This window comes from Lactobacillus sp. UCMA15818, from assembly GCF_030400225.1.
GTDB lineage: Bacteria > Bacillota > Bacilli > Lactobacillales > Lactobacillaceae > Liquorilactobacillus.
Genome location: NZ_VJYB01000001.1, coordinates 1 through 12,725, shown reverse-complemented (window position 1 = coordinate 12,725; position 12,725 = coordinate 1). Strand labels below are relative to the sequence as shown.

Here is a 12,725-nt window from a genome sequence, read left to right as displayed (position 1 = left end):
TTTCTCCCTTCTATAATAAACTTGCCTATTCTCCCTGTGTTTTATCCTGTTTTCTTGGAAAACTTTCTCTTAAAATATATTGTCCAATCAACGATACAATCTGTCTATTTTGCGGTAAATCCGAATGTGCAGTGTTTGCGCCAGTAACAGTGATTTCAGTAAAATTCTTGATTTCGTCTTGAAAAATATACTTAGCAAAGTTAACACTGTTATATGGAACGGTTCCATCACTATTATAATTTTCAGTTCCAGCAATCGAATACATGACTAAAGACGCTGGTAATCCAGCACGATAAGCATACAATTCTTTAAACATCGACGTTTTATACGTAGTACTCTTCTCTTCCATATTATAAGGGCTAGCAATTGTCATTAACTTATCAACTCTGACAGATGGTGTTTTCTTGAGATATTTTTCAAGGAATAAAGTTAGTATCAACCCACCATTAGAATGGCCAAGAGCTGAAAAATGATTAAAATGATAGGTCTGTACCAATTGCTTAAAAGCAGCACTTAACCAAACTGCTTGTTTATCAATGTTGACTTTACCGTCTTTATTATTCTCAAAGCTGACAACAATAAAAGGTTGGTTATCATTACGACGGATTGTACCAGTAGTAGTGATTCTACCATCCTTTTTAACAACCAGCTTCAATACGCTATGATCTTGCGGAGCTTCATGGCCCAACTCAGTTATCAAGCTATCAAAACGATTTTTAGTTGCACTCGACCCCGGAACCATTATAATCGGTGCCATCTGAGTTTTACCAGAATTTCTTAAGCGTGCAATATTACTGTGATTCCAGTTATACGCCGGAATACATATTGCTAGCAACACCAGTATAGCAAGTCCTCCAAAAAACCACTTAGTTTTCATCATCTGCTCCTTCCTTGCGTACACCTTCAAAGTGGTCATGTAATAAAACAAACGGTAGATAAAGTACAATTGCAACCATGAGATTCAGTATGCTAATCAAAAATGCTTGCCATGTTCCCCCTGTACCAAGCCATCCAGCCAAAAATCCAGGAGTTGTTTCACTAACCGGATATACTGAGGGCGGCATAAAATTAAGTTTTAGTGCAATCCAAGTAATCAGCACACTAACTGCCGGTGTACATAGAAAAGGAATAATTAACAATGGATTATACAATAGTGCAGTTCCCATAAAAAGTGATTGATTAATATTGAAAATACTTGGAAAAAGACCAGTCTTCCCGATTGTTAGTAAGTCTTTATTACGTGAACGCCAGACTATTACGATCAAAAGTGACAGTGCCATTCCAGGACCACCAATATTAGCAAAGCTGTCAACTAAAGTGTGAATCGACATCTGATTTGGTGCACCCCAAGAAGATCCATGCTGAATTGCATACTCTAAATTCTGCACCATACTGCTAGAACTAGCATTATTAAAATCAAAATAGCCAATTAATCCCAATAGCCAAAGACAATTATTTATAATTATCGATAAAATAGCAGAGCCTAGAATCCAACTGTATCCCGTAAATGAAAACTGTAAGGGACTGGATAACAAGCCATTAGCCCCAATTTTGACCAGTAAACTTACAATACAGCTAAGCAGACCAAAAAAAACAAAAGTTATCAGAATTGGCATAATCGACTTTTGTGTTTGGATTGTCAGTGTGGCCCTTTGTTCAATAAGTCCACGTCTATGTTTATTCATTGCCGCAAATCGATTGAAGATCCATCCAGTTGTTAAACCGACAATTATGGCAATAAAGGCTCCACTATAGCCTAGGTTTCCTTCCAGAAAACGACTGGCCCCATAGTAGTGTTGTGTATGTCCCAAAATACTTCGATTAAAGTTCACCATCATAAAGGAAAAAGCTGCAGTCAGACCGGCAGCCAATTGATTATCAGAAGATTTTCGCACAGTTATTTTAGCTACTAAAAATGTTAATGCAATGGAAATTACACCATTTATACTCAAATCCAATATTGTAAAGTATCTGGAAAATATTCTAAAACCTGGAAACCATTGACTGATATGGTAGATATTATTCAAAAATCCATGTTTATGAAAAATGGCATCACTTAACAGTTCAACATATAAGCCCACTAAAACAAATGGAAACAAAACTGTTACAGCTTCACGTATTATCAGCAGACAATGCTGGCGTGCCACGATGTTATCAATCTTGAATAAAAAGTTAGTGCGACGTCTATTCATCATATACCTTCTTTACTAAGTTGTTTAAAAATCAACACTGCTTAATTATAACTCTAGTGCTCTTCATAACGAACTCCTTTTAAGGGATAATCAAAATTAAGATTTGATTAAGCGTAACAAATGTAGGAAGGAGGTCAGATTAAAATTTAATTTTAACCCACCCTCCTTCAATATAAAGCTCAAAATATCTGTGTTTTTAATAATACAAACCGACAATTGTTCCTGTCAGAATTGAAGCAAGAGTCGCTCCTAACAAAAGTTTCAATGAGAACTTTGCAACGTAGCTGCCCTGCTTTTGACTGATAGCTTTAATCGAACCGGTTGCAATCCCAATAGTCCCAAAGTTAGCAAAAGAAACCAGATATGAAGAAATAATGGCATCTGCCTTAGTTGATAAGTGTGCGGTCATCCCTTGCAAATCACCCATCGCAACAAATTCATTAGTTAATAACTTAGTCGCCATTAGACTACCAACTTTGATAACATCCCTATTCGGAACGCCCATTAGCCATGCAATTGGCGAGAAGATATATCCCAAGATAGTGGTAAACGAAATATGAATTATGGCTAAGAATGAATTATTTAAAAAAGTAATCAAAGCTACAAATCCTATCAGCATTGCTCCAACCGTGACTGCCAGCTTAAAGCCATCAGTAATATAAGTACTCAAAACTTCAAAGAACGGCTGGTCATTAACTGAAGCAATTTTGATTGTCTCATCTTCATCAGCATCGTATGGATTTATGATACAGGAAACAATTAATGCTGATAAAATATTCAAGAAAACTGCAACCACAACAAATTTTCCAGGAACCATCTTCATATAAGAAGCAATTAACGATGCAGATACTGCACTCATTGCAGAAGCACAAATTGTATAAAGCCTCTTTGAGTTAAGTTTGGGAATTTGTTCTTTAATAGTCAAGTAGACTTCGGGTTGTCCTAAAATCGCTGTTGAAACAGCAAAATAACTCTCCAATTCGCCAACATGTGTAATCTTGTTAAGTGCCCAGCCCGACCACTTAATTATAAAAGGCAGCACCTTGATATAATTAAGAATTCCAATCAAAGCAGAAATAAAGACGATTGGCATTAAAACATTTAAGAAGAAAACACTACTACCAGACTTAACCACTACTCCTCCAAAGACAAAATCAACTCCACCAGCAGCTTGCGTCATTAACCAATTAAAAAATGCTGAAACTTCAGATAAAATTTTAATACCACCTGCAGTGTGTAGTGATAGAAAAGAAATTATAATTTGCAATGAAAACAAAACCGCTATTTTTTTGTACTTTACATTCTTTCGGTCACCACTTGCGACCCAACTAACTAAAAATACAAAAAGCAAACCAGTAATTAAAAACAGAAAATTCATTTCAACCTCCAACAATATTGACAGAAATTTTAATTGCAATTTCTGTTTATTTTAGTGAATGTAATGGTTGATTTCCAAAACACACCAATGAACATTTTAACATAAAGATGCACAAAGAAATGACTAATCTCATTATGCGGTTGAGTCAGAAAATTAAATTTAAAATTTTATTAAAAATAACTATTTATCATTGGGAAAGCTCACAAAACTGAATGGTAAGTCACCAGTAAAGCACCAGGAACTCACCGTAAAAAGCAGCTTAATATATTTGTCCAACTTTAAGGGTTCACATCAGCTAAGTAAAACCATGCTACAACTTTTTTATTTTAAAACTTGTTTACCTGTTCTTAAACTTTTACATTTTCTCTCAACATGATAAACTCTATAAGGATTATTACATGTAGGAGTTGAATAAATATGCAAAAAAAATCATTACACCCTATTTTACAAAGTTTCATTTTAGGCATTGCTGGAATAATAGTAATATTTTCCTTTTTTATTATTTTGAGAATTGCACCATTTGGAAATAAAAGCTTAGCCGTAGCAGATGCGAACATCCAATATTTAGACTTTTTTTCATATTTGAAAGATATCTTATCTGGAAAAAGCAGTTTAAATTATTCATTTAGTAACTCGTTAGGTAGTAGCAACATCATTTTGTTTAGTTATTATCTTTCTTCACCAATTAATTTATTAGTCGTTTTCTTTAATAAAAGTTCATTAAATAGTTTTTATGATTTAGCAGTCGCAATTAAGCTAGGACTTTCAATATTAACATTTAGCTATTATCTAAGAATTCGTTTCGAAAATAAGTTAAAAACAATTTTAATTATAATATTTTCTCTTTGCTATGGATTCATGCAATATAATATTGGACAAAGTTGCAATATCATGTGGCTTGATGGAGTATACATGCTTCCACTTGTTTTGTTAGGTGTTTGGCAAGTATCTCAGGGTAAAGCTTCTTATACTCTTGCTATTTCGTTGGGACTATCTTTAATATTCAATTGGTATACGGGAATAATTAATGGCCTTTTTTCCTGTTTCTGGTTATTATTTGAAATTGCACTTTCTCCAGAACACGCTTCTTTTAGACAACAATTAAGATCTTTTTGCAAGAAAATATGCATTTTTATCATCTGGGCGTTTCTTGGTTTGCTGTTAAGTGCATGTCTTCTTTTACCTACAATTTATGCTCTCAAGACTGGTGCACGAGGAGCTTTTGATTGGAGTTTACTACGAAATGCATTCAATGGTAGTTTTTTAACAACTATTGAAAAATATTCAATTGGGACTGCAAGTTCTCCAGATGGAGTTGCACTTTATAGTGGTAGTCTGCCCATTGTTGCCATCTTTACGTCTATTTTATCTCACAGAGTTAGTACTCAAAAAAAAATACTGATATTGACAATGACAATTGTTGTGTTAGCCATTATTTATTGGGTCCCTCTCTCACTATTGTTCTCGCTGATGAAACAAGTAGATAGTTATTGGTATCGCTACAGCTATGTGGCAAGCTTCTTTTTAATATTTGTAGCTGCTGAATATTTTTCAAATCTTCATTTTGATAAAAAGGATCGTATTGATATTATCAAGGGTTGTATCTCGTTCGCAGCAACAACCATATTACTTTACCAATTCAGAAGCTATATCACGGTGCAACAATTGATAGCCACTTTGACAATGGCCATTTTAACAACGTCGCTACTCCTACTTAGTACTTCTTTAAAAAATACGCAATTAAAACGATTAGGCACAGTTGTTCTGGTTTGTTCTGTTCTTTTTGAACTAGGATTAAATGCAAAACTTTTATGGTCAGTTTCCACAAATACTGATATTTCAACTTATAAAAGCTATGTCTCTAATCAACAAAAACAAATTGATATGTTAAAAAAATATGATCCTTCAAATTATCGAATCTTGCAGACAACTAATCGACAGAAAGCAACAGATAACCTAACCGCAAACTATAATGAGTCATTAGCGTTCAATTATTGGTCTTTAGCCGGTTATGTATCCAATATGAATCCAAAACAGCTTGCATTATTAAATCTATTAGGCCATCGGACTGAGTTAGAACGGATGAGTATTGTCAATTCTCCAGTTGTCGCATCTGATTCATTGCTCGGTGTAAAATATATTCTTTCAAACTATAAGATTAATGGTTTACAAAAAGTTCATTCTTTGAAAAAAATCAACGGTAAAACGGTTTATAAAAATCCGTACTATCTCCCACTTGCATTTATCAATACTAGGAATGTAACTGCTAATCTAAATACCTGGAATTCATTTGACTATACTAGCAATTTCTACACTGAATTAATTGGCAAAAGACTTAATCTCTATGAACCTGTACAATATACAATCCATACAAACCCTGATAGTACGGTTAAATATGTTTTGAATTCAAAATATAAAAGAAATATGCAACTTTATGGCAATATAATTTGGAATCAGTCCAATAATAGCAGTCAGATAAACGTCAATAATGTTTACTCCACTGGTTACGCTAAATGGCTGTCACCTTCTCTTTTTTATATTCCAACTCAAACTCAACAGCAACAGGTAATAATTAATACAAATCTTCAACGAAATGCTATTAAGACACAGCAGTTTTATTCATTAAATCTCCCAAAATTGAAGAAAGTTACTAAAGAAATACGACAAGAATCACAGAAACTATCCATTAAAAATGGAAATATTCAGGGAACAGTATACTCTAAAAAAAGAGCTTATCTTTATTCTACAATCTCGGCAGAACGTGGTTGGACAATTAAGCTGAATGGTAGAATTGTTAATCCTCAAGTTTTTGCTGGTACTTTTGTGAAATTACCCATCAAAGCAGGTAACAATAAAATTTCTATGGTTTATAAAACCCCTTATTTAAGATTAGGAATTTTTATAACAGCTTTAACAGCCATCTTAATCATTATATTTTGGTTAGTTACAGATATGAAGAGAAAAAAATTTGTCAATGGTCTTTAATCACCTTTTTCATTATTTCTAATCAACTTGAATTAAATCTATGAGCCGGGTCCAAAAATAAAATTTTAGGATTAGCTCTCTTCTATGTTTAATCAAGACCCTATTTTGATTTTTAAATCTTTAAATCAACAATTTGGTGATTAATTTAATATTGAAAAAATGAAAGTCTTAATAATTTAGAGTACAATAGTAAGAGACTTATATTGTTTTCGAATCGGGGGAGAAACTGTGTCGACTTTTTATCATTTAAAACAACAACGCAGTAATATATATATAGTTTGTCTAGCACTTTTTTTATTTCTAATGACGATTCAGCTTAGTTACTTTGTACCCAAAATAGTAACTATGAATCAGATTTTTTTATTAACAAAAATCATAGCGTTAGTTGTTGGCTTTAAATTCTTTATACTGGATGATTTGGAATTTAAAAATAAATTAATTACTCTAGGTATCTTAATTGTTTTCTATCTAACAACAAGAATCTCACATGATTCCAACATTTTTTATTATTCCTTTTTTATAATTGGTGCATATGACGTTGATTTTGAAAAAATTCTTAAAACTTATCTTGGAATTGAAGTTTTCTGCGTATTTATAATCATCACAGCTTGCATTTTTAAAATTATTCCTGAACAAATCATTACACGACTTGATAATAAATACGTTTTACGCTTATCATTAGGCTTTTTAACACCTACTGATTTTGCTGCCCGTATTTTCTATTTGCTGACTGCTTACTACGCATGGCGCAAACTACAGCTTAAGTTAGTTGAACACCTACTTAGCTTAGGCTTAATTGGGATCGTTTTTGTACTTACGAATGCCCGACTGGACTTTGTGTTGCTGCTGTTACTTTGGTTAATTGGCCTTAAAAATGAATGGTTCAAATATCTGATTGATACAATTAAATTTCGTGGGATCGCAATTTTTGTGAGTCTTTATATCTCTATTAATATTCTATTAGCTTACACATACAATCCATATTGGGCTTGGTCCCAGACATTAAATCACCTATTGTCAAACCGCTTGTTTTTTGGTTTCATTGCACTAAAGCAACATGGTGTCTCATTATTTGGTAAACATCTAATTGAAATTAGTAATGGAACTATTCAGCCACAACCACCCGCAAATTATTTTTACGTCGATTCCTCATACATTCGTCTCTTAGTAATTTCGGGAGCTTTGCTATCTTTTTTTGTCTTACTACTTACTTTTTACTTATTGAACAAGCTATACAAGTTGAATTCATATGGCCTGCTGGCCTTTTTATTGCTAGCAATCATTAGTTCAGCCATTGATCAACATTTAGTTGAAGCCTCCTATAATATTGTTTTAACTGCTACATTTGCATATGTAACGTCTGAAGAAAATTATTCAAAAACCAACTCAGAATTTAATCTTTGATTTAGCTTTTCATTTCATCTCTTTTCTATTAGATTTTAATAAAAAAACTAAATTACAAATTCATCGATATCTTTCGATGAATTTGCAATTCAGTTTAGTTTGAAAAATTAGTCTATAAGAACGCATAGTCTTAGATTTTTGATCCCAGCCGATAACCCTAAAACCAACAATGGTATGTACAGCCCGTCTAACCCGATTATTTGTAAAGAACTTGCCACTAGAGGGTAAGACTCTAAGAACAGGCAGAAAATACATGCCACCATACTAATTAACTGAGTCCCAACAAACAATTTTACAAAGTGCAATTGGTTATCAAATAGCAATAGTAAAATTAGTAAACAATTAGCAATAAATAATGCACTGCAACCAACTAGTGAACCAAAGGCATGCAATCCACTATGCCAATTTGCAAAATAACTTCCAGAATAGTCAAACAACGCAGAGAAAAGGCAATCACCGATGCCATAAATAATTACAAGAACCGCAAATAATTTAGCGTATTTATTACTAATAGGCTTTAAATATTGATAATAAAAAGGAATACCCAAGACAAATAATATCCCATCAATAAATTCCCAGTGCTTAAAAAGATTTCTAGTAGGCATCCCTGGAGCACCAAAATCACTCAATAAAGCAACATGTCGATTGGTAGTAAATACTCCTAAAATTGCGGGCAAACTGATTTCTCTGCAAATAACAATGATCATTAGGATGAAGCTAAAGTTAATATATAGTTGTACACTTTTCTTAATCATTTTCTACACTCATTTGAATTTTAGATTACTTCTTATTCTAACTATTTTCTATAAATGTGTCTAATTAATATTAATTTAATATTAATTTTCAGTTAGTCAACGCTATTTGTGCCTCCCATTACGTTCCCGCAATCTTTGATTAACACTATTCACACTCACGGATAACTTTAATTTCACTATAAACCAAATAATTAAATAGATTCCGACAAAATTTAAGAAAAAGCTGATAAATGATTGCCAAATTGGCCATTCATTTATCCAAATCATCAGCATTACCAAGCTAAAGGTACCTAGAAAGTGAACAAATAATGTTACCAGATATGGCCATTCAACCACATCAAAAATCAAAGATAGTATTCCAATCAGACCGCTTATCACTAAGACACTCAAAACATTAAAGGTTGTAGCCTTGGGTTCCACGCCAAAAGCGATAAATAAAAGATAGACCGTTGCACCAAAACCCACTCCAATTAAAAAAGAATTCAATAAATCCTTAAATCTTTTTAGCATACACACCACCTCTTATCCTCATAATCCCAGATGTCTCTCAAGCTCCACCAAAAATTTACGACTGACATTTGTACGCAAATTCTTCTCTAATCGTGCAGTCATAGCCCCCGCAAAACTGTCTTCAAGCGCAATCAAATAATCAATGTTAATCACTGCATGTTTTGACACTTGAACAAATGGTCCTCCATGAAGCTTTTGCATGAACTTATACAGCCTTTCTTGTAAAACATACTGATCTGTAATTGTTTCAATTGTTAATGTATCTTTTTGTACATCAACCAAAATAATATCTTCAATCTTAACAATTATGATGCGGTCAGCTGTTTTAACTGGTACTATTTTGCTTGATTCTTGATTGGCTCGTTTAATATACTCCATCAATGTTCTTGTTTCATTATTTTGTCTGCTTGCTTTTACAACAACATCAATTTCGTCTCGCAGTGTATTATCTTGTTCAAATCGAACCCTCATATAAAGTCACTCCATACTAAATCTTCGTTTTCTTTGATAGTAAGTGTTAATAATAACAATCACTGCTAACAGCCCAATGATAACACCAATAACGATTGCTATATTCTGACTAAGTGATGTCAGATGATCATTCAAAGTAATTCCAACACCCAACTCTTTCTTTAAGTTATCTAAGATATTCATATTAACATTTTTAAGTATATCATGCATTAACAGCTGGCGATAGATAGATGCAACATAAGCACCAGGTGTTAATTTCACAAGATTTTGTGCGAATTCTGGCAATACACCTACAGGAATATATGTCCCCACCAAAAATCCTGACATTGCGCCAACAATTGATGAAAATTTACCAACTGTATCAACACTACGCATGAAAAAGACTAGTACAAAATTAAGCAATGCGGCTGAAAATGAAGATAGAAGTGAAACAATAAATAGTTGCAGACTGATTGACCATTGAATTTGAGTCCCATCAATTTTGTTGAAATAAAAAATCATTACAAGGTAGAGTAACCCTTGAAGTACAGTTCCAATAATTGTTGCAGATAAAATATAACTAATCTGAATTTTCAGGCGACTCAAACCCGTCAGAATTAAGTCTTCATACACATGACGTTCTGCATCAGATGACATTCTGGATAACGCACTTAGTGTTGTTGTAATTCCTGTCACAGCTAATGTGCCTCCGATTACCCAAAGATCGAGCATTCTTGCAGGATGTTGCAGTTGTTTCCATGAATCAAGCATGTTTGCCTTCAAGAATATAACAAACAGCACGAATGAAATTAATGCTCCCAAAAGTGAGAAAAAAACTCCAGCACGATTGCGGAAAAATAATTTTAAGTTTCTTTGAATAAGTGATAGCATCTTACTGCAACTCCTTTCCAGTTAAATTCATGAATGCATCATTAAGTGTCCCCTTATGGTACTCAAAATGATTAATTGATTTTTGATGGGCATGCAAGAAATCAATTGCATCTTGCACAGAAATATCAATCATACGATACAGATTTGGCCCTAATTCTTGGAAATCAATGGATAAAGTAATGTCTTCATTTGTTTCGATTTCCAAATAATTTGCAGTATTTTCAGCAATAATTACCTGCGCGGAACCTTTTGCAATTACTTTGCCATGATTAACTATATAAACAAGACTAGCGTCCTCAGCCTCTTCTAAATAATGAGTCGTTAAAAAAATTGTTAGTTCTTGTTTTTCTCGTAAGTCACTCAATAATTGCCAGATTGCAGATCTTGTTTGAATATCTAATCCAGTTGTCGGTTCATCTAAAAATAAGAAATCTGGATTATTCAATAATGCTCGTGCAATATCGACTCTTCTTCTCTGACCTCCCGACAAGTTTCCGTAACGCTCATTAATAAAACTCGTCAAGCCCAGCAGCTTAGAAAACTTATCGATATTTTTAACTGATTCTTTATCCTGCATTTTCGCACGTAAAGTCAGATTTTCATTAACGGTTAATTCTTCATCAAGAATGCTGTTTTGAAAAACAACGCCTATCTTAGGTTTCCTTCTTTGACCGTTATCATCAAAATATTCAATTCTTCCTGAAGTTGGTTGCAAGATCCCAATCAACATTGAGATTGTTGTCGACTTTCCAGCACCATTATGTCCCAAAAATGCGACTAGTGAACGTGCAGGAACTTCTATACTAAGGTTATTAACTGCCGCTTTTTGACCATACTTTTTAGTCAAATTACTTGTAATCATTTTCATCATCTTCACACTCCTATTTTTGCTTACCTGAAGTGTAGCAAATGTCTAAAGAGAATTACCGGGATTGCAGATAAGAAGCAAATTCATGAACATAAGAGGTACATACTTAAGCATGAAATAATTAATATACTAACAAAATAAAATTCTAGCTTTACACAAAACGTATGTTCGATAGATTATTATCATTATTCTTAAGCGTCCAGAAAGTAAAAAAATAAAATGAAAACTGTTATTTATGAGACTTGAACAATAATAGAAAATAGCAACTTTTTAATTTTAAGATTAGCTTTACGCAGTAATTTTGAGAAATCACGGATTGTTTTAGAGTTATTAAAATAATCATAGAACCATTAGTCAAAATCTTTACTTGCAACAATATCTATTCCGAAATTATTTCTAAAAGCATTGAAAGATACAAAGTGTTTTAAGATTTCGACTTCATTCAGAGTCATAATCTGCTAATAGGAGATAACGGTCAAAAATATTTCAATTATTTTGTGTTACCAAATAACTAACAATTGTTTCTTACTATCCAAGTGCAAGCTGAAGCTACATCCTTTGTTTCAATTATATTATCTAAGTGATAATCATTTCGAACTTCCTTTCTTCCCGTTGCTACGTGAATACCTAAGATATTTTCTTTCGTAGCTAATTGCATATCAGATTTATAACTATCTCCAATAATTATCGCTGATTCATTGGAAAAATTATATTTTTTATGAGCTTGCGTAATCAAACCACTCTTAGGTTTACGACATTCACAGTTTTCAAATTCAATATGAGGACAAACAAAAACGTCATCAAATCCAAGCTCCACCATTGATTTTTTAAATTTCTCATAATCTATATCACCGGAATTAATATGTGTTTGATTTGTTAAACAATAGACAGCAATTTTTGATTTTTTTAATTTTCTAATTGCTTCATCAAAACCAGTATAAGGTTTAAAATCTTCAATCATCTTAAAATGTCCATCTCCACCAACAGTTCCGTCTCTATCAATAAATACAGTTGTGATTGTCATTTTTAACCTTCTTTTTAAAATTTTTTTAAAAAAAGAAACTTTATTCAGAAAACTTTACTATAAGTACTTTTACTTTAACATAATCTTGTAATGATATATTCATCTGATTATCTTAGTTTTTGCATAAATTGACAGAAAATGGGGGCTGTGCCATAAGTCCTAAGTAAAAGAGCCACATTAGAAAAAATAATAATTTTTCTAGTGTAGCTCTTTTGGTATAATTGAAAATAAAAAAAGCACTGGTTGCAGCCAGCACCTTCAAAAACAA

11 protein-coding genes are annotated in these 12,725 nt (G+C 32.8%); 2 read left to right on the top strand and 9 right to left on the bottom strand.

Annotation, left to right across the window (positions count from 1 at the left end):
- Nucleotides 1–25: 25 nt before the first annotated feature.
- The 3 genes from FFX44_RS00055 to FFX44_RS00045 form a co-directional block, all read right to left on the bottom strand.
- On the bottom strand, nt 26–880 hold the full coding sequence (locus FFX44_RS00055; RefSeq protein ID WP_289976683.1) for an alpha/beta hydrolase: 855 nt from the start codon (nt 878–880) through the stop codon (nt 26–28).
- Nucleotides 867–2,192 carry a PTS transporter subunit EIIC gene (locus FFX44_RS00050; RefSeq protein ID WP_289976682.1) on the bottom strand — a complete coding sequence of 442 codons (1,326 nt, stop codon included), beginning with the start codon at nt 2,190–2,192 and terminating at the stop codon, nt 867–869. Before FFX44_RS00050 ends, FFX44_RS00055 begins: the two co-directional genes overlap by 14 nt.
- 196 nt (nt 2,193–2,388) lie before the next feature.
- Nucleotides 2,389–3,570 (bottom strand): nucleoside transporter C-terminal domain-containing protein, encoded by a 1,182-nt coding sequence (locus tag FFX44_RS00045; RefSeq protein WP_289976681.1) that lies wholly within the window; start codon nt 3,568–3,570, stop codon nt 2,389–2,391.
- A gap of 417 nt (nt 3,571–3,987) precedes the next feature.
- Between FFX44_RS00045 and FFX44_RS00040 the strand changes: the two genes are divergently transcribed.
- Complete coding sequence (locus FFX44_RS00040; RefSeq protein WP_289976680.1) at nt 3,988–6,555, top strand: YfhO family protein; 2,568 nt, start codon at nt 3,988–3,990, stop codon at nt 6,553–6,555.
- 228 nt (nt 6,556–6,783) lie between these two features.
- On the top strand, nt 6,784–7,959 hold the full coding sequence (locus FFX44_RS00035) for a hypothetical protein (protein ID WP_289976679.1): 1,176 nt from the start codon (nt 6,784–6,786) through the stop codon (nt 7,957–7,959).
- 107 nt (nt 7,960–8,066) lie between these two features.
- Here the strand turns inward: FFX44_RS00035 and FFX44_RS00030 are convergent, their stop codons facing one another.
- From FFX44_RS00030 to FFX44_RS00005, 6 genes are all read right to left on the bottom strand, one after another.
- Entirely contained in the window at nt 8,067–8,714 is a 648-nt protein-coding gene (locus FFX44_RS00030) for a hypothetical protein (protein ID WP_289976678.1), read from the bottom strand.
- 102 nt (nt 8,715–8,816) lie between these two features.
- The gene (locus FFX44_RS00025) at nt 8,817–9,224 is read right to left on the bottom strand and encodes a DUF3021 domain-containing protein (protein ID WP_289976676.1); all 408 of its coding nucleotides are present in this window, start codon (nt 9,222–9,224) and stop codon (nt 8,817–8,819) included.
- A gap of 18 nt (nt 9,225–9,242) precedes the next feature.
- On the bottom strand, nt 9,243–9,695 hold the full coding sequence (locus tag FFX44_RS00020; protein WP_289976675.1) for a LytTR family DNA-binding domain-containing protein: 453 nt from the start codon (nt 9,693–9,695) through the stop codon (nt 9,243–9,245).
- 6 nt (nt 9,696–9,701) lie between these two features.
- Complete coding sequence (locus FFX44_RS00015) at nt 9,702–10,565, bottom strand: ABC transporter permease (protein ID WP_289976674.1); 864 nt, start codon at nt 10,563–10,565, stop codon at nt 9,702–9,704.
- Nucleotide 10,566: 1 nt separating this feature from the next.
- Nucleotides 10,567–11,433, bottom strand: a complete 867-nt coding sequence (locus tag FFX44_RS00010; protein WP_289977689.1) for an ABC transporter ATP-binding protein — start codon at nt 11,431–11,433, stop codon at nt 10,567–10,569.
- Between the two features lie 511 nt (nt 11,434–11,944).
- Complete coding sequence (locus FFX44_RS00005; RefSeq protein ID WP_289976671.1) at nt 11,945–12,457, bottom strand: HAD-IIIA family hydrolase; 513 nt, start codon at nt 12,455–12,457, stop codon at nt 11,945–11,947.
- Nucleotides 12,458–12,725: the final 268 nt, after the last annotated feature.

Excerpts from the sequence above, each read along its gene's own strand:
- FFX44_RS00055 (WP_289976683.1), bottom strand. The coding sequence starts at position 880 with ATGATGAAAACTAAGTGGTTTTTTGGAGGACTTGCTATACTGGTGTTG.
- FFX44_RS00050 (WP_289976682.1), bottom strand. The coding sequence starts at position 2,192 with ATGAATAGACGTCGCACTAACTTTTTATTCAAGATTGATAACATCGTG.
- FFX44_RS00045 (WP_289976681.1), bottom strand. The coding sequence starts at position 3,570 with ATGAATTTTCTGTTTTTAATTACTGGTTTGCTTTTTGTATTTTTAGTT.
- FFX44_RS00040 (WP_289976680.1), top strand. The coding sequence starts at position 3,988 with ATGCAAAAAAAATCATTACACCCTATTTTACAAAGTTTCATTTTAGGC.
- FFX44_RS00030 (WP_289976678.1), bottom strand. The coding sequence starts at position 8,714 with ATGATTAAGAAAAGTGTACAACTATATATTAACTTTAGCTTCATCCTA.
- FFX44_RS00025 (WP_289976676.1), bottom strand. The coding sequence starts at position 9,224 with ATGCTAAAAAGATTTAAGGATTTATTGAATTCTTTTTTAATTGGAGTG.
- FFX44_RS00020 (WP_289976675.1), bottom strand. The coding sequence starts at position 9,695 with ATGAGGGTTCGATTTGAACAAGATAATACACTGCGAGACGAAATTGAT.
- FFX44_RS00015 (WP_289976674.1), bottom strand. The coding sequence starts at position 10,565 with ATGCTATCACTTATTCAAAGAAACTTAAAATTATTTTTCCGCAATCGT.
- FFX44_RS00010 (WP_289977689.1), bottom strand. The coding sequence starts at position 11,433 with ATGAAAATGATTACAAGTAATTTGACTAAAAAGTATGGTCAAAAAGCG.
- FFX44_RS00005 (WP_289976671.1), bottom strand. The coding sequence starts at position 12,457 with ATGACAATCACAACTGTATTTATTGATAGAGACGGAACTGTTGGTGGA.